General features: G+C 43.0%; 20 protein-coding genes. 8 read left to right on the forward strand and 12 right to left on the reverse strand.

The window, feature by feature from the left end; translation table 11 throughout:
* Window positions 1–2 precede the first annotated feature (2 nt).
* Window positions 3–752, reverse strand: coding sequence for a GTP cyclohydrolase II (locus tag MPH60_RS18705; RefSeq protein WP_241592766.1), 750 nt, complete (start codon window positions 750–752; stop codon window positions 3–5).
* A gap of 255 nt (window positions 753–1,007) precedes the next feature.
* Here MPH60_RS18705 and MPH60_RS18710 point away from each other — a divergent pair, with 255 nt between their 5' ends.
* Entirely contained in the window at window positions 1,008–1,403 is a 396-nt protein-coding gene (locus tag MPH60_RS18710) for a hypothetical protein (protein WP_241592764.1), read from the forward strand.
* A 64-nt stretch (window positions 1,404–1,467) separates the two neighbouring features.
* On the opposite strand, the gene MPH60_RS18715 is transcribed toward MPH60_RS18710, so the two are convergent.
* On the reverse strand, window positions 1,468–2,973 hold the full coding sequence (locus MPH60_RS18715) for a leucyl aminopeptidase (RefSeq protein ID WP_241592754.1): 1,506 nt from the start codon (window positions 2,971–2,973) through the stop codon (window positions 1,468–1,470).
* A gap of 270 nt (window positions 2,974–3,243) precedes the next feature.
* Between MPH60_RS18715 and MPH60_RS18720 the strand changes: the two genes are divergently transcribed.
* Window positions 3,244–3,726, forward strand: a complete 483-nt coding sequence (locus MPH60_RS18720) for a divergent PAP2 family protein (protein ID WP_034310222.1) — start codon at window positions 3,244–3,246, stop codon at window positions 3,724–3,726.
* Window positions 3,727–3,735: 9 nt separating this feature from the next.
* Window positions 3,736–4,524, forward strand: a complete 789-nt coding sequence (locus MPH60_RS18725) for a cobalamin-binding protein (RefSeq protein ID WP_241592752.1) — start codon at window positions 3,736–3,738, stop codon at window positions 4,522–4,524.
* A 77-nt stretch (window positions 4,525–4,601) separates the two neighbouring features.
* Here MPH60_RS18725 and MPH60_RS18730 read toward each other — a convergent pair whose 3' ends face one another.
* The 4 genes from MPH60_RS18730 to MPH60_RS18745 form a co-directional block, all read right to left on the reverse strand.
* The gene (locus MPH60_RS18730) at window positions 4,602–5,294 is read right to left on the reverse strand and encodes a 3D domain-containing protein (RefSeq protein WP_241592750.1); all 693 of its coding nucleotides are present in this window, start codon (window positions 5,292–5,294) and stop codon (window positions 4,602–4,604) included.
* Window positions 5,295–5,650: 356 nt separating this feature from the next.
* The gene (locus MPH60_RS18735) at window positions 5,651–5,968 is read right to left on the reverse strand and encodes a YuiB family protein (RefSeq protein ID WP_034310217.1); all 318 of its coding nucleotides are present in this window, start codon (window positions 5,966–5,968) and stop codon (window positions 5,651–5,653) included.
* Window positions 5,969–6,076: 108 nt separating this feature from the next.
* Entirely contained in the window at window positions 6,077–6,556 is a 480-nt protein-coding gene (locus MPH60_RS18740; protein ID WP_241592845.1) for an NUDIX domain-containing protein, read from the reverse strand.
* Window positions 6,557–6,772: 216 nt separating this feature from the next.
* Window positions 6,773–7,987, reverse strand: coding sequence for an NAD(P)/FAD-dependent oxidoreductase (locus MPH60_RS18745; protein ID WP_241592748.1), 1,215 nt, complete (start codon window positions 7,985–7,987; stop codon window positions 6,773–6,775).
* A 475-nt stretch (window positions 7,988–8,462) separates the two neighbouring features.
* Here MPH60_RS18745 and MPH60_RS18750 point away from each other — a divergent pair, with 475 nt between their 5' ends.
* Window positions 8,463–9,455, forward strand: a complete 993-nt coding sequence (locus tag MPH60_RS18750) for an NAD(P)/FAD-dependent oxidoreductase (RefSeq protein ID WP_241592746.1) — start codon at window positions 8,463–8,465, stop codon at window positions 9,453–9,455.
* 152 nt (window positions 9,456–9,607) lie between these two features.
* Entirely contained in the window at window positions 9,608–10,249 is a 642-nt protein-coding gene (locus MPH60_RS18755) for an SDR family oxidoreductase (RefSeq protein WP_241592744.1), read from the forward strand.
* Window positions 10,250–10,497: 248 nt separating this feature from the next.
* Here MPH60_RS18755 and MPH60_RS18760 read toward each other — a convergent pair whose 3' ends face one another.
* Window positions 10,498–10,860, reverse strand: a complete 363-nt coding sequence (locus MPH60_RS18760) for a HesB/IscA family protein (RefSeq protein WP_241592743.1) — start codon at window positions 10,858–10,860, stop codon at window positions 10,498–10,500.
* A 172-nt stretch (window positions 10,861–11,032) separates the two neighbouring features.
* Between MPH60_RS18760 and MPH60_RS18765 the strand changes: the two genes are divergently transcribed.
* Window positions 11,033–11,773 carry a DUF2225 domain-containing protein gene (locus tag MPH60_RS18765; protein ID WP_272492833.1) on the forward strand — a complete coding sequence of 247 codons (741 nt, stop codon included), beginning with the start codon at window positions 11,033–11,035 and terminating at the stop codon, window positions 11,771–11,773.
* Between the two features lie 50 nt (window positions 11,774–11,823).
* Here MPH60_RS18765 and MPH60_RS18770 read toward each other — a convergent pair whose 3' ends face one another.
* Window positions 11,824–12,060, reverse strand: coding sequence for a YuzB family protein (locus MPH60_RS18770; protein ID WP_098371467.1), 237 nt, complete (start codon window positions 12,058–12,060; stop codon window positions 11,824–11,826).
* A gap of 288 nt (window positions 12,061–12,348) precedes the next feature.
* Here MPH60_RS18770 and MPH60_RS18775 point away from each other — a divergent pair, with 288 nt between their 5' ends.
* Complete coding sequence (locus tag MPH60_RS18775) at window positions 12,349–13,416, forward strand: NAD(P)/FAD-dependent oxidoreductase (protein WP_101223635.1); 1,068 nt, start codon at window positions 12,349–12,351, stop codon at window positions 13,414–13,416.
* 94 nt (window positions 13,417–13,510) lie between these two features.
* Here the strand turns inward: MPH60_RS18775 and MPH60_RS18780 are convergent, their stop codons facing one another.
* Window positions 13,511–13,840: a YuzD family protein gene (locus tag MPH60_RS18780; protein ID WP_241592741.1), complete on the reverse strand. Its 330-nt coding sequence runs from the start codon at window positions 13,838–13,840 to the stop codon at window positions 13,511–13,513.
* A gap of 147 nt (window positions 13,841–13,987) precedes the next feature.
* Here MPH60_RS18780 and MPH60_RS18785 point away from each other — a divergent pair, with 147 nt between their 5' ends.
* Window positions 13,988–14,224, forward strand: a complete 237-nt coding sequence (locus MPH60_RS18785; protein WP_034310199.1) for a NifU family protein — start codon at window positions 13,988–13,990, stop codon at window positions 14,222–14,224.
* 189 nt (window positions 14,225–14,413) lie between these two features.
* On the opposite strand, the gene thrB is transcribed toward MPH60_RS18785, so the two are convergent.
* The 3 genes from thrB to MPH60_RS18800 are packed head-to-tail and all read right to left on the reverse strand — an operon-like array spanning window position 14,414 to window position 17,711.
* Window positions 14,414–15,358 carry a homoserine kinase gene (gene thrB, locus MPH60_RS18790; protein ID WP_241592740.1) on the reverse strand — a complete coding sequence of 315 codons (945 nt, stop codon included), beginning with the start codon at window positions 15,356–15,358 and terminating at the stop codon, window positions 14,414–14,416.
* Window positions 15,355–16,416, reverse strand: coding sequence for a threonine synthase (thrC, locus tag MPH60_RS18795; protein WP_241592738.1), 1,062 nt, complete (start codon window positions 16,414–16,416; stop codon window positions 15,355–15,357). The genes thrB and thrC overlap by 4 nt, the downstream gene beginning before the upstream one ends.
* On the reverse strand, window positions 16,413–17,711 hold the full coding sequence (locus MPH60_RS18800; protein ID WP_241592737.1) for a homoserine dehydrogenase: 1,299 nt from the start codon (window positions 17,709–17,711) through the stop codon (window positions 16,413–16,415). Before MPH60_RS18800 ends, thrC begins: the two co-directional genes overlap by 4 nt.
* Window positions 17,712–17,713: the final 2 nt, after the last annotated feature.

Raw genomic sequence — 17,713 nt, forward strand, 5'->3', positions numbered from 1 at the left:
CCTTATACAATCAAAGTTGGCTTCTTTTCGGGAATATGCCCAGACTTCTTAACCTTTGTATCGAGATAGAAACTATTATCTTCCGTCAAACCGCCCCAAAGCGGAATATGGTCCTTCGCCGCAAGGCCATGCTTCGTGAGGGCGTCCAGCTTTTTGGGGTTGTTCGTGATTAAAGTCACCGGATCCTCGCGCAGTTCCCTCAACACGCGTATGGCTCCCTCGTAAGATCGCGTATCGTCTTCGAATCCTAAAGCCTCATTCGCCTCGACCGTGTCATAACCTTCCTGCTGAAGCAAATAGGCAAGAGATTTGGAAAATAGGCCGATCCCTCTTCCTTCATGGTCCGCAAGGTAAAAAATGGCCCCGCACCCATGCTCGGCTATCATCTTCATCGATTGGTGGAGCTGGTAGCCGCAATCACAGCGTTTACTGCCGAATATATCACCTGTGTGGCAGATGCTATGCATCCGGACAAGTGCATCCTCCGACTTTTTAAAGTCACCATACACCAATACGGAGGATTGCTGTCCAAAAGCGAGGTTGGCTTCCGAAAGCGAATCAAGCACCGCTTCCTTGTCATTATCCGATCCGTCAAGCTGCAGCCATGTATACCATTGGAAAACTGTTGAGAAATCTCCTTGCTCAACAGGCAGGTTCACAGGCCCTACAAGGCATATATCAGCTTTTCCCGGTGTTTTTATGATATTCATTTTATCTATTAAAAGGTTTTTTGTTTCCTCGGTTATTTTCATGTTAACATCACCTATTTTATAATTTATAGTGTGCCTTCTCCTTACTTTAGGTAAGTAAGTATATTACTATACACTATACCTGTCAATGAAGCAGTTTACAAATAATAGTGTGTCTTTGATCATAATTTTCAAGAAGTTTTTTTGCAGAAGAAAGGTCATCCCCAAACCGCTATCATATCGGCTGGCCTTTATACATATTTTAACGTATAACGAAAACGTGTCTATAGACAGACTCAAGGAAAGGAAGGAAACCTTTTGGAGGATTTCCCTTATTTTTTATATGACCCTATCCTGTTTCCGCCTCACGCCAGGGCAATGAATATGAATCGGGAACGGGAAGGAACATTGCGACCCTACTCGGCAACCAATCCAGATCTGCTAGTAAAATCGGCAAAGACCTCGCAATCTTTGATGCTTGATGTAAAAAAAGTCATGGATACTTTAGCCACATCCAAGCCTTTTTCGAACCGGTTGATGACTGCTGCCCAAGCATCGCAAAAAAATGTCGTAATCGATATGATCAAAAAGATAGGAATTAAGAACGAACCTGATATCACGTATAACCCCGATGGGATCCGTTTTGATTTCTATCCTAAAGCAGGGGAAGAAAATTGCCATATCATCGTAAGCTTGAAATGGAGGGATATATAATGTCCGTCCAATACCCTTTTTGGTAAAAAAACCGAAGCCTATTTTCGGCTTCGGATATTTGGGTTCATCTTGTTTTCGATTCAAAGGTTTCGACCAATAGTGCAAGCGTTCGTGCCATGACACCGGTAGCCCCCGCCGTGCACAATTCAGAGCTGCTCGAGGTTGTGGATGTTCCGGCAATATCCAGATGGACCCACGGAGTGTCTTCGGCAAATTCACCGATGAAGGCGCCGCCCATGATCGCATGCCCCGCCCCTCCAGGTGAATTATTCAAATCCGCTATTTTACTATTGCGTACCCGCTCTTTATCCTTTTCCGTAATCGGCAATCTCCAAATGGGCTCACCGGCCTCCTCTGAGGCTTTGACCACTTGTTCATAGAATTCCGTGTCATTTGTCATTGCACCCGTCATATCCATGCCCAGCGCCGTTATGACACCACCCGTTAAAGTGGCAACATCAATAAGATACTCAGCACCATGATGTTTAGCGTAAGTCATGGCATCCGCCAAAACCAGCCGGCCTTCCGCATCCGTATTCAATACCTCTATCGTCTTGCCGCTCATGGCAGTGATCACGTCATCGGGCTTGAATGCATCACCGCTGATCATGTTATCAGTGGAAGGAATGACAGCCACGACATTTTGGTCCGGTCCCAATTCGCCGATTATTTCCATTGCACCTAAAACAGCTGCCGCACCGCCCATATCCGTCTTCATTCCAACGATTCCAGCCTTCGTTTTCAATGAGTATCCACCCGTATCGAATGTGATGCCTTTACCTACCAACCCGATAACATCCTTCCATTCATCCCTGCCTTGATATTTCAGGACGATCATTTTCGGAGGCTCGACCGAACCTTGATTGACGGCAAGGAGTGCACCCATTCCCAACTTAAGCATATCTTCCTTTTCGAGGATCTCCACTTCAAAACCATAGCGTTCGCCCAAGGCAGATGAATAATCCGCCAAATCCGTTGAAGTCAACAAATTGCCTGGCGTGTTGACCAATGTTCTCGCTGAGTTCGTCGCCCTTCCGAAGATTCTCCCTACATGAAGCGCGGCGCCGACCTCTTCTTGATCAAATTCACTGTAAACCGTAATTGATTCAAGGCTTTTTTCAACCTGGTTCGATTTTTGCTTGTATCCGTCAAATTTATAGGAAGCAAGTTCAAAAGCCTCGGAACAAGCATGCGCTGCGTCCAATGCATCCAGATTTTCAGTCGTGAATGTATCCAGTGCGATCGAAAGTGTCGTAATCTTGGATTCTTTTATCGTCTTACGGGCTTTTCCCAATGCTTCGCGGAGCGTTTCAAAAGATAGCTCCTTTTCCTTGCCCAACCCTACGAAAATCAATCTCTTTATGCCTAATTTACCTAATGTATGTATTTTGACCACTGATTTTTTCCTGGTAGAGATTTCTCCCTCCTTCACTAACTCTGTAAGCTGGCCGTCCAATCGTTCATCCGCTTCTTTTCCAATGCCTGAGAATTTTACGGGTCTGTCAAATACGCCCAGAATCAGGCATTCATCAATCAAATCTATATTCAAGGAATCTTTTACTGTGAACATTCTGCTACCTCCTCCATTCGGTTACATCCATTATAACGAAATCTTCAAAAATTTTCGAATAAGGCCCGCGAAAATAATAATAACAAGGGATATTGTTTAGAATGAGTGACTTTAGAGTAATAGTATAAGAAAGATCATATTTATACTTATACCAGCAGGGAATCGACAGGACTGAATGGAACTAATAATAAGGGCCTAATTCCGAGCAGGATGTATTTACCCATATATGGATTTCATCTTTACTTATAACTAGAAAGAAGGCTGATACTCTTGGAATTATTACTCAACTTCCCTTTAATCGCAGCATTGATTGCCATTTTCTTTGCTCAATTCATTAAAGTGCCCATCCACTTCATAGCATTTCGTAAAGTGAACTGGTCACTCATTAACTCAACGGGCGGTATGCCAAGCTCCCACTCTGCGGCCGTGTCAGCCCTAACCGTAGCGGTAGGAATCGAAACCGGAATGGATTCCCCTGTATTTGCCGTTGCCGCGATCTTCGCAATCATCACGATGTTCGACGCGACAGGAGTGAGACGGCAGGCAGGAGAACAGGCAGCCGTCTTGAACCAGCTCGTTACCGACTTCAATACATTTGTCGAGCAAGCAAAGAACTGGCAGAAAAAAGCAGATAAACAGAAACAGCAACAATTAAAGGAACTGTTGGGACATAAGCCAATCGAGGTATTTTTCGGAGCCTTGACCGGAGTATTCATTGCGCTGGCACTTCACTTTTTCATCTTTCAAGGGTAGGTGTTCAATTTGAAAATAATCTCTCTTTGCCCCAGCAATACTGAACTCTGCACATATCTAGGGATTGAAGATCAGCTGATCGCCATCGATGACTACTCTGATTGGCCTGAAACCTTACAGCACCTTCCTAAGGTAGGTCCCGATTTATCGATTGATATCGATCGTGTAGAATCACTAAAACCCGATTTGGTGCTGGCTTCACTAAGTGTACCTGGCATGGAAAAAAATATTGAGGGGCTAAAAGAACGGAACCTCCCCCATATCATCTTCAACCCGCAATCACTTGAAGATATCGCAAAAGATTTACTGACCTTGGGAGAGGCCATGAATCTTAAGGAAAAAGCAGAGGAACAGGCTGCCAAATTCCGTGATGCCATCCTTCAATATAAAAACGTCGCCGACAAAATCGAAACAAAGCCGTCCCTGTATTGGGAATGGTGGCCTAATCCCTTATTCAGCCCCGGGGGAGTTAATTGGTTATCCGAGATCAGCACGCTTGCGGGAGGTTATAACCTTTTCGAAGATGTCGACATGGCAAGCATTCAGGTCACTTCCGAAGAGGTCCAAAAAAAGGATCCTGACCACATTTGCTTAGCTTGGGTCGGTGTCCCTATACGAAAAGTAAACCCGGAGCTGGTCAAGAAACGGAAAGGGTGGACTGATATGAAGGCAGTCCGGGATAATAATATTCACATCATGGAAGAACCTTTATTCTGCCGGCCCTCCCCGCGATTACTGGATGGGCTTTCCAAATTGGCAAAGACTCTGCATCCTGAAGCCTACAAAAGCATGGACTAAGGACTTTCCGAGGAAAACAGACAATCAAAAAGGCTGCCTCAACTGAGGCAGCCTTTCGCTTTCACCTTTGTCCATCATTAAAAAGCAAAGGAAGCTACATTCCCGTCCAATGTTTTCTGAGCGATTTTAGGCTTGAATACCTGCCTGATCTTGGTTTCATTCAACTTACTTAACTGTTCTTCGGATAACTCGCCGTTCCCTTTTTGAACAACATATACTTCAAGGGTTTTCTTCCCCCAATTCTCGTATACATCCTGAACCGTTTCGTAGTATAGATCCAGGTGGTTTCCTTTGATCGCACCACCCTTGTCCGCTACAACCCCATATCCATAGCCCGGAATCCAAAGGATGGTTCCGAGAGGGAACACGGTAAGATCGGCGGCAATGGTGGAAAACAGATCCCGTTTCACCTTCACCCCTGAATAAGTGATCCCATAGGATGGGCTTTCCGGATACTTTCCGGTTGATTCATACCCTGCTGTATATCCTGTAGCCAAAACTTCATGCTTCGGGTATTTCGAGAGCTCGATTGCCTCCGCTATTGTCGTGGGCCCATCGCTCGTGGATGCGGATGCCATTAGCGTCGCCACTTGACCTCCACTATGGATGGCTTTATATTCGAGACCAAGCGTTTGATGTTGTCTCATCACCTCTTCAAAAGGATGATCCATAGGCACCGCACCAAAAACATGATTTAAGGTCGATTCGATAGCCAAGATAAATAATATGATAATAGCAACCCTCAAAAATAACGCCTTAACAATCTTCATATGTATTAGTTCCACTCCTCTCACAAGGATATTTGTTCCCTTTACGGAGTGAAAGTATTCATAAAGCACGGAAAGAACCAATTTTTCTTACAAAAAAGGCTCTTTTCGTAAAGATTGGTTTTTAAAACGAAACGATTTAAGGTTGATTGGAGCGGAAGTGCGAGACTCCTGCGGGAGCAGCGGGACAGGTGAGACCCCACAGGCGTTTACGCCGAGGAGGCTCACCGCCCCGCCCCGCGGAAAGCGAGCATCTGGAGGGGAAATCAACCACACCGCATTACTAAGTGAATAGCAACAAAGTATGCGAAAACAGCCTACAAAAAAAGGACCATCCATACATGACGGCCCTTCCCTTATTAAAACATTTGATATCCTTTATTTCTTAGAATCCTGATGACCACACCAGCTAAAACCGCGCCAAGCAGCCCGCTTGATAAAATAATGATGTCTGCCGTATGCAGGGATGTAAGGTTCGTACCAAGATTAGAAAAAGATATTCCCGGATTCCTAAAATATTCTATTAGCTTTGTTTCATTGACAATGATGATGAAGACGATTGGAAATAAGAAGACCATGATCCACGAAGAACGAAAGAGCATATTCAGCAAAAAGCCAATTCCGAAAAACAATATGAAAAATAAGAGTATTGAGATAATTAAAACCGGCAATGGCATGTTATTCTTGACCCTCCTTAAAAAGCGACACCTTTAGTTTACTGAAAAAATAATTGCTGCGTCAACGACTAATACCAAATAATTCCGAAGAAAAGATAATTACCCAAATCACATGAATAATTTATATGATGTATACCCAAATTGATCTCCCGGGTTCAATCCGTCAAGCATCGTCTGCATTCTTTCCTTTTTAAAAGCTAAAAGCTGTTCCAATAGTAATGATTGCTTTCCCTCCTGCATGAGTAAATCAGGGTCATAAAATTTAGCTTCATATAATTCATCCAACTGAGCGGTTACTTCAAAACTGACCGGTTTAAGTAAAAATATCAACATATTATCACTTATATTCCCTTTGATGACTCCGCTTCTCACTCCTACAATCCCTTCAATTTCTGTATGAATACCCGTCTCCTCCAACACTTCCCTTACGACAGCTTCATCGACGGTTTCATCACTTTTGACAAAACCTGCCGGAAGCGACCATTGCCCTTTCAATCCGCCATACCTTTTATTCACGACCAGCCATTCACCTTTATCAGATATCACAAGGCCGGACACAGCAAGCCAAACATTTTTGCATCGTTCCACCAAAACCCACTTCCCCCAATATTCATTCATTATTATTGTAAACTTCAAACAGCAGAAGAACATACGATTAAGCTTCATCATCCTTACCCCATTATGTTCCATATAAGAACCGTGCATACTCCAATAGATGACGCACTCACCCATTGATGGGATGTCAATGAAAAAGCCATTCAGGGAAAGTCCCCCAAATGGCCTTTATTTGTATATTAGAAAAAATTAAAGGACGTTGAATTTACCTTTTTTAGCAACAAGGGAAGCTCCGCCAATCATTAACAACGCTCTGTTATCAACCATTTTCTTCAAGAATGATGCAGTCTTACCTGTAACTTTCTTGCCGAATACAACACCAATCGCGTTGTCTTCACCAAGTGAACATACCGTTCCTTTGTTTTCGAAAGTGAATGTTTCAAGGTCGCTTTCGTTACGAACCAATTTAGTCAGGTTTTTCGCAATGACCTCACCTTGCTGCATCGCGATTTGTGCGGTAGGTGGATATGGACGGTTAATTTCCTCGTTGATGATCAAAGCGCAGTCCCCTACGATAAAGATATCGTCATGACCCGGTGCCCGCATGTCAAGGTTCACTTTAATACGTCCGCGCATAGCTTCAAAGCCGGAAGCCTCTATCACGGAGTTTCCACGTACGCCAGCTGCCCACACTACGGTTCCCGCTTTGATTTCTTCCACTTCATCTTCGCCTTTTGCCACGATGATGCCTTCAGGAGTCGCCCCCTTGATCGGTGTACCGATTTTGAATTCGACACCTTTTTTCTCAAGGTAAGATACTGCATAATCCACCAATTCCGGATCGAAGCCAGGGAGGACGGCTGGTGCTGCCTCCACACAATACATACGAACCTTTTGGAAGTCGATGTCGTATTCCTTACAAAGCTCAGGGACACGGTTAGCCAATTCGCCTAGGAATTCGATTCCCGTAAATCCTGCCCCTCCAACAACGATCGTCAAGCGGTCTTCATTCTTTTCGACCTCAGAACTGTACGTAGCAAATTGCAATTGGATATGGTCACGGATTTTACGTGCCGTATTCACGTTAGAAATAGAGAAAGCATATTCTTTTAGCCCTTGGATTCCGAACGTTTCTGATTCAGGTCCAAGTCCAATCACTAAGTAATCATAAGAAATTTCGCCGTTTTCAAGGATGACTTTTTTGCTCTCTGTTTTCACTTCCAAAACAGAATCCTGGATGAATTTAACTTTGTTGTTAATGACACTTTTGATTGGATATCGCACACGATCATGATGAAGCGTTCCAGCCGATGCTTCATGCAGCCATGTTGTTTCATAGTGGTAATCATTTTTGTTAACTAATACGATTTCTGCTTCATTTTGACCTAATGCCTTCTGTAAGCGAGTAACAGTCATCAATCCACCATAACCTGCTCCTAAAACAACGATAGTTGGCTTTTTCAAAAGTATTCTTCCACCTTTACGATATTTTCTTGTTATGCTTTCCATAACTAAAATATATTGTCTATCTTCTTAATTTCCATTATAAAAAGCACTCTTATACATTTGTGACGAATTTCACGTAACACTTCGTAATTGTCATCAAAAATTCATAAAAATTTTACCAAATGATGTCTAAGTAAATATTAGTCTTTTTCCATACCTTTTTCAAGTAACAAACCGAACTTTTTCGGGTTAAAAACATGCCGAAAAACGTTACTTTTCACCCAGTTTCCATCCATACTTTTACGATATGCTTAACATTGGCAAAGGGTAATTTTAGCCACATTTGAAAGAGGATAAAGAACATACATGACGAAACCGCCCTCATATAGTCAAAACTTTCTCACTTTTCTAACTTTCTCCGTTTTTTCAAAGACCATCTATGTTAAAATAAGAGAATAAATTTCAGCAAACCTAGTATATCGGAGGGATAACGTTGGAAGTTAATGAAAAAGTTTATGATATTACCATCATTGGCGGAGGCCCAGTTGGATTATTCACTGCATTTTATGGAGGAATGAGGCAGGCATCCGTAAAAATCATCGAGAGCCTGCCACAATTAGGCGGACAATTGTCGGCCCTTTATCCTGAGAAATACATCTATGATATCGCTGGTTTTCCCAAAGTGCGTGCTCAGGAGCTAGTGAATAACCTGAAAGAACAAATGGCAAAGTTCGAGCAGGATGTTGTCCTGGAGCAAGCCGTTCAAGAAGTGGAAAAGCAAGCTGATGGAGTTTTCAAGTTAACGACTGATAAAGAAATCCATTACTCCAAAACGATTATCATCACAGCTGGAAATGGGGCTTTCCAACCCCGCCGCATCGAAATTGATGATGCTAAAAAATACGAAAGCGGCAACCTTCACTATTTCATCGACGACCTCAATCATTTTGCCGGCAAAAAAGTTGTGGTCTTCGGAGGTGGGGATTCAGCAGTGGACTGGGCCCTGATGCTGGAGCCGATCGCCGAGAAAGTGAGCATCATTCACAGAAGAGATAAATTCCGTGCCCATGAACATAGTGTAGAAACACTTAAAAATTCAAAAGTTGAAATAAAGACTCCTTACATACCTTCAGAGTTGATTGGTACAGACGGACGGATCCATACAATTGTCATCAAGGATACGAACGGTGAAGATACAGAGACGATGGAGGTGGATGCAGTCATCGTCAACTACGGCTTCGTTTCTTCTCTTGGTCCCATCAAGGAATGGGGACTGGATATCCAGAAAAACAGTATTTTGGTGAATTCCAGAATGGAAACGAATATCCCGGGAATTTATGCAGCAGGTGATATTGCAACATATGATGGCAAAGTAAAATTAATTGCAAGCGGTTTTGGTGAGGCACCCACTGCCGTCAATCATGCCAAACAATATATTGACCCAAAAGCAAAAGTTCAGCCGATGCATAGTTCCTCCATGTTTTAAAATTACGCTAAAACCCGACTTTCATGGCCGGGTTTTTTTTATTGTCCCCAATTCGGTGATTGTGGATAACTTTTTCCATTACTTATCCACAACGCTTACCCTTGTCATACTAAGGGTAAAGAATAGAGAGGCCATGAAAGGAGAATGCATATATGAATATTTTAATTGCAGGAGCCAATGGTACGACAGGAAAGCAAATCATTGGAGAATTATCAAAAAATCCACAAATGACTGTTTACGGAATGATCCGGAAAGAAGAACAGGCCCAAACGATAAAAGCACTCGGCGGACACCCAATCCTTGCCGACTTAGAGGGAAATGTGGATAAAGCAGTGGATAACATGGAGGCAATCATTTTTGCAGCCGGATCTGGACCGAAAACAGGGCCGGATAAAACGACAACTGTGGATAAGAATGGAGCCATTAAACTAGTTGATGCCGCCAAGAAGAAGGGGATCGAACGTTTTGTCATGTTAAGCTCTGTCGGTTCCGATAATCCAGAACAATCCCAAGAAGGAATGCGCCATTATCTCGAAGCAAAGCATGATGCCGATGAACATTTAAAAGCAAGCGGGCTGACATACACGATTGTCCGGCCGGTTGCTTTGACAAATGAACAAGCCACCGGAAAAATATTTGCGGATGAGAAAGTGGAACATACAGACAATTCCATTCCAAGGGCCGACGTCGCCGCCGTTCTTGCCAAATCTATCTCAGAGGAAAAAACATTCAATAAAACATTCGAGATTTCCAGCGGCACCCTCCCAATCACGGAGTCCCTGCACAATATTTAATGCAGCAAATAAGCATGAAAAAGGGCACTCTTTTTAGTGCCTCCTAGACTGTAGTCAAATTTGATGTTTGCCTGGTTTTTTCTTTAATAAATGCTCCAGCTGTTTTCAGCTGGAGCATTTTATTCGACCTTCCAAGTACCTAGCCATGTTCTAAAATCATGGTTGAGACCATTCCAAATCTCTTTTACCCATAAACTAAGGGGGGGCACTTGTTAAAGTGCCCCCCCTTTTCTCAATGATAAGAGTTCTTAGCAATTCTCCGGCGTTCCGGCGTTTTTTGCCGTTTTGAAGGAAGACCCGCAACCGCATGAAGCGATAGCATTTGGGTTTTCGATCGTAAAGCCCCCGCCCATCATCGTTTGTTTATAATCAATTACCGTTCCATTCAATATATCTGCATCCTCGGCATCAACAAGGATCTTAATTTCAAACTGTTCCAGCTGGCTATCTTTTTCTCCGGGCTCTTGCTCAAAACCCATTCCGTAGGATAATCCACTGCAGCCTCCGCCTTTAACGGCCACTCTTAAAAAGGAACCCTCTTCACCATTATGTTTCATCATTTCTTTTATCTGAAAAGCGGCAGCTTCCGTTATTTGAACAACTTCACTCACAATAAATCCCTCCTTCTTCTGATATGTGAGATAGAACTATTACTCTTTATAGTATATACCAAAGAAATTCCCACGCTCAATTTTCCAGCTTGAAAAAATTCATATTCCCCCACCTATTTTACCAACAAAAATTAGTTTATAATAAAGTTCATAGGTATAATGAACCGTTCTATTGGACCCGACTCTAAATTACAGTAAGGGGGTAATCTCCATCTTAGGCATACATCCTCTATATGATAAAAGCATGGAATGCCTTTTATGCAAGCAAAAATCAACCACTAAAAAGGTACGGTCGCGCTTTGTGAAAGTTGCTAAATATGACACGGACTTTTGCCCTATTTATGCTGATTCAGCCGTTAACGCACTTTACTATAATATCTTTGTTTGCCCTCACTGCGGCTTTTCGTATTCGGAGGATTTCTCCCGATACTTCCCCCCCACTACACCGGAAATCATTATGGAAAAAGTAAGCTCCCAGTGGGTTCCCCACCATTTTAGCAAGGAGAGGTCTATTAAAGACGCGATCAATACATACAAGCTGGCGAGTTATTGCGGAGCTTTAAAAAAGGAAAAACATATAATCCTTGCCGGAATCTGTTTGCGGATAGCATGGTTATATAGGATGAACAAAAACAAGGAGCAAGAAGAAAGATTTTTGAGGTTCGCCCTAAAGGAATATGAAGCATCCTATACAACAGGAGACTTCAGCGGCACCCAGGTATCCGAAGCCAGAATCCTCTATCTCGCTGGCGACATCTCAAGGAGGATAGGAAATGAAATGGAAGCCATCAAGTATTTTTCATTAGTGTTCGAAAGTCAAAACAATGCCCGGGAAGCCTCCATCATCCAGATGGCCAGGGACCGCTTTCAGGAACTCAAGAAGCAACGAACAACCAACTCGTTGCTGCACTGATAGTAAAAAGGCTGTCCGCGAAGGAACAGCCTTTTGTTCACCATTGATGATTAAAACATTTCATATTCATCAATGTACTTATATATTTTATCAACCAATTCATCCGTTGTGTCACCAAAAACCACTTCACCGTTTACAAGAGCATATAAGTTACTGGAGCATCTGCCGCAATAACCCAGACAACCATATTCTATGATATCCAAGTTCGGATCCCGCTCCAATCTTTCCAGAGCCTCCTGAGCGCCGCTGGCCAGATTGCTTACACAAAATTCAATAATCGGGTACATTGTTTCACCTCACAGTTACTAACAAACCATCTTATTACTTTTCCCTTTTACAGTCAATATTTACGCATAAAAAATCAGCCGATTTCAAGATATCGGTTGTGATTTCCTTTTATATTCGTTATACTTTTGTCGGGGTACGTAAATTAAAGAAAATTATCTAATTTTTTATTCTTGCTACTAATTGGGGTATATATATTTAATTAAACTTTAAAGGGGACCATTTGGGGGAATCCTATAGTTAAATGCTAGTCAAATTTTTCAAGAGATCAAATAAAGGGGAAAAATCATATGAAGAATCTAGTCATACTTGGTGGCGGGTATGGTGGTATGCGCATGTTGCAAAGATTGCTGCCTAATCAGCTTCCTGAAAATGTGAGCATCACGCTTATCGACCGAAATCCTTATCACTGCTTAAAAACGGAATATTATGCTTTAGCAGCAGGTACCATTCCAGATCAGCACATCCGTGTTGCATTTCCTGAACATCCTCGCTTGAAGAACGTATACGGAGAAGTACTTTCCATCGATATGGAAAATAAACAAGTCATTATAGAAAATCAAGATCCTGTCGTTTATGATGATTTAGTCATTGGCCTTGGCTGCGAAGATAAATACCACAATATTCCTGGTGCAGACACACATACCTACAGTATTCAAACAATCGATAAATCACGCCGCACATATTCAGCCTTGAATAATTTAGGTGCCGGTGCAACCGTTTCTATCGTTGGTGGCGGACTGAGTGGTGTTGAGCTTGCAAGTGAATTGATTGAAAGCCGTTCAGATTTAAACGTTAAGCTATTCGACCGTGGACCGCATATTCTATCTGCTTTCCCAGAAAGATTAAGCACCTTTGTCGAATCATGGTTCGATAAGCATACTATCGAAATCGTCCATCATTCAAATATAACGAAAGTTGAGCCAAACCTTCTTTATAATGGCGACGAAGCCGTTCAAAGCGACGTCATCGTGTGGACAGCTGGAATCCAGCCAAGTAAGATCATCCGCGATATGGATATTGAAAAAGACCGTCAAGGAAGAGCCGTTCTGACTCCTCAGCATTTCCTTCCTAATGATGACAGCATCTTTGTGGTCGGCGACTGCGCGAGCCTGCCTCATGCACCTAGTGCTCAATTAGCGGAGTCCCAAGCAGAGCAAATCGTGCAGGTTCTTGTAAAGAAATGGGCAAATGAACCACTTCCTGAAAGCTTCCCGACAATGAAATTAAAAGGGACATTAGGTTCTCTTGGGAAGAAACAAGGTTTCGGTCTTGTTGCAAATCGCCCAATCACCGGTAGAGTGGCACGACTGATGAAATCAGGCATTCTCTGGATGTATAAATACCATAACGGTTGATTCCAACCCATCTAAGCTACATTTTATAAACTGGCCCAATGAGCTGCATGCAACTCATTCATGGGTCAGTTTTTCTTATTTCTTCCATTATATATCACATTTGTATTGTATATCCGTATTTTTCCATCGTTTCCACCACTTTTTTGAGACGCACATTTCCTTCTGCGATGATTTCTCCTTCGATGAGGACCAGTGGATAAAATAAATCTTCCTCGATCATCTTCTCGGCAAAGCTCTTTTGCTTTTGCGCTTCTGGAGGATTAAACATATCTATATAGGATATTTTGAATTTTTGCTCAGGAAACTTCCTCGTTAAAGCGGCTTCAAGCCACTCGCAGGTATCTTTCGAAGAAGGGAGATTCACACAACTTGCGCAAATTTGCTCCGCACCATACACTTCTATCTCAATTTCTTTCTTTACCATACTCTTCCTCCTTCATTTTGAATAATGTTTAAAAACTTCACCTGTTTCCATCATACCAGAATAATATAGATTATATTTCCGCAAAGTTACAGTTGGATTTTTTACTACCTTCGCTTTATAATATGATTAGGAAAGGAGTCGATTGCAATGTCTGAACAAACAATGGAAGTTCAAGTTCAAGAAGTCCTAGATAAGCTTCGTCCGTTTCTTCTTCGTGATGGCGGTGACTGTGAACTAGTTGACGTAGAAGATGGAATTGTAAAATTACGATTACTAGGAGCCTGCGGAAGCTGTCCTAGTTCGACCATTACGCTAAAAGCTGGGATTGAGCGTGCCCTTCTTGAAGAAGTTCCTGGTGTAGTGGAAGTTGAACAAGTTTTCTAATGGCCCTTTAAATAACATGTAGCGTATGGATGAAGGCTCACTTCATCTATACACGTTCAACCTTTTTCATTCAGGCCGGAATCTTTTCTGGACTGCAATAAAAATAAAGCTGACTCGGCTTTTGCCCTATCAATTGATACGGCTCGACGCGAGTCAGCTTTTTTATATGGACAATGAATGAAGCATGGCTCACGATTTCAAAAATTTCAATTCCTTTTTTTCCTGTTCTGAAAGGGTTGCCGTATAACTGCCTTCATTATCGATTTCCAATTCTCTCACAAGAAATTCCGGAAATTTCTCCTTCAATACTGTGAGCAAACTTTCACTATTTTCAGCGGATGACAAGCATAAAACAGTCGGACCTGCTCCGCTTAGGGCTGCACCAAATCCGCCTTGATTGAGGACAACTTCTTCAATAAGCGGTAAATGAGGGACCAACTCTGCTCTATATGGTTGATGGAAACGATCACTTTTCATCATTTCACCAACAAGCTTCCAATCTTTAGATAGAACTCCTGCCAGTAAAACATTTGCGGCTGCACTTCCGCTTATCGCCTCTTTATAGGAAAGCGAATTTGGAAGGACATTTCTTGAATCCTCCGTTAGCAATTCAAAATCAGGAATGACAGCAATCACCTTAACTCCCTCGATTGGAAACGACACGACATCCGTTCTTTCCTCCGTATGCAGGCCCACAACCAATCCACCATACACTGATGCCCCCGCATTATCCGGATGCCCTTCAAAGAGGGAAGCATGCCTATTCTTCTCCTCTTCGGATAAATGAAGTTCACCAACGATGTTCGCCAATTCAATCCCCGCCACTATGGCAGAGGCACTGCTTCCCAGACCCCGGGCGAGTGGAATTTCACTGGAAACGAAAAGCCGGCATGGGGAAAGTTCCTTTCCATAGGATGCCGCCGTTTCCTTGGCAATTTGGACGATATAATTACGATCATCCATTGGAAAAACAGACATTTCCTCTGAAAGTGGAACGACTTCCCAATGATCTGATGAAGATCCGTGTATTTCCAAGTAAAGTCCTAGCGCCAAGCCGATGGAATCGAATCCTGGCCCTAAGTTGGCCGTACTTGCTGGTACACGGATCAAGAACATCTCTGATTCCGTACTCATGCCTGTTTCACACCCTGCAGATGTTCTAAAATGACCTCTTCATCCATTGGCAGCAATGTCGGCTGAATCGTGCTTGTATTGACTGCCACATTCGGATCTTTCAATCCATTTCCAGTCAAAACGGCAACAATCTTACTTCCTTTTTTGATTTCACCGCTTTTTAATTGTTTATAGATGCCTGCAATGGAAGCACATGATGCCGGCTCTGCAAATACCCCTTCTTTTTTAGCGAGGAAATGATAGGCTTCCAGAATTTCTTCGTCTGTCACCTCATCAATTTTGCCTTTGGATTCATTTGCTGCTTCCACAGCAAAGCTCCAACTTGCAGGATTTCCAATCCGGATGGCTGTTGCAATCGTTTCTGGATTTTCAATAATGCTATCCCTGACAATTGCAGCCGATCCTTCAGCTTCGAACCCTCTCATTTCAGGAAGACCCGTTTGTTTCGATTCGTTATATTCTTTAAAACCTTTCCAATAAGCCGTTATATTACCTGCATTCCCGACTGGAAGCGCCAAAATATCCGGTGCTGAGCCGAGGGCATCACAAATTTCGAAAGCCGCTGTCTTCTGCCCTTCAATCCGGTATGGGTTGACCGAATTCACAAGAGTTATCGGTGAGCTCTCACTAAGTGAACGGACGATTTTTAAAGCCTGGTCGAAGTTCCCTTCGATCGAGATGATTTCCGCTCCGTACATGACGGCTTGGGCAAGCTTGCCCATGGCTATTTTCCCTTCCGGGATGACAACGATACAGCGCAGGTTGGCACGGGCCGCATAAGCAGCTGCAGCTGCCGATGTATTCCCAGTGGAAGCACAGATGATCGTGTCGCTGCCCTCTTCTATCGCTTTGGCGACGGCCATGACCATTCCGCGGTCTTTAAACGACCCAGTTGGATTCGCCCCTTCATATTTTACATGTAAGTCGATTCCCCACTCTTCGGATAATCGATTCAGTCTGATTAAAGGTGTATTACCCTCCAAAAGGGTTAGTGCAGGTGTGTTTTCATTAACGGGTAAAAATTCTTTATACGTGCTTATAAGTCCTTGCCAGCTCATTTGATGTCCTCTCCTTCAACTCTGTATGTGCTTTTTACTTCTCTTACCATATTGTAATCATGTAATTTCTGTATTATTTGCTCAAATGCAGCCTTTGTGGCAGTGTGTGTAACCAATACGATTTCGGAAGATTCCTTTTCATCCAGAGGCAATTGAAGGATTTTATCGAATCCTACTCCATGCTCGGCAAACAAATTCGTGATTCTGGCTAAAACGCCAACTTCATCCTGAACATGTAATCGAATAAAGAACTTAGCGAAAATCTCAGTGGCATCCTTTAATTGTTTCGGGTACTGAGGTGAAACGGCACTGCGGCCATTAACGCCCAGCCTCATATTCTTGATGACCGTCACCATATCCGAAACGACTGCAGTTGCAGTAGGAAGACTGCCGGCCCCTGGTCCGTAAAACATCGTTTCCCCTACTGCTTCCCCATAAACGTATACAGCATTATACTCATTATTTACCGATGCTAACGGATGTGCTTCCGGAAGGAGTGCAGGCTGGACACTTACTTCGACCCTATCCCCTGCCCTGGAAGCGACGCCGATCAATTTCATTGTATAACCAAGCTTCTTACTATATCTCAAATCCTCTTCGGATATCTCGGTAATGCCCTGTACCTCAACATCATTCAAGCCAATGTTCATTGAAAACCCGAGTGTTGATAGGATCGCCATTTTACGGGCTGCATCCAATCCGCCTACATCTGCTGTCGGATCGGCTTCAGCAAATCCTAGCTCCTGAGCTTCCTTCAATACGTCATCATAAGCTCTGCCTTCCTTGCTCATTTTCGTTAAAATGAAGTTTGTCGTTCCATTGACGATTCCCATCATTTTCGTGATGCGGTCAGAAGATAATCCATCGACAAGACCGCGTAAAATTGGAATTCCCCCTGCCACACTTGCTTCATAGAACAAATCACATTGATTCTCGGTGGCCAATTCCAGCAGTTCCGGTCCATATAAAGCCATTAGGTCTTTATTGGCCGTAACGATATGCTTTTTATTTTTTATAGCTTCTATCAGATAACTGCGTGTTTCTTCGATTCCACCCATCACTTCTATTACAACATCAATCTCGGGATTCGAAAGGATATCCTCAGGATTGTCAGTTAACATTCCTTTATCGACCTCGATAAGCCGCTCCTTCGTCGTGTCTTTGACTAGTATCTTCTTAACGGATATGGAACAGCCCACTTGATGCATGAGCTTGTCCTGGTGACTTTCAATGATTTGTACGACTCCTGATCCGACTGTACCTAACCCCAATAAACCGATCGAGATGGCTTTCATAT

This window comes from Peribacillus sp. Aquil_B1 (assembly GCF_022603275.1).
Classification (GTDB): Bacteria; Bacillota; Bacilli; order Bacillales; family DSM-1321; genus Peribacillus.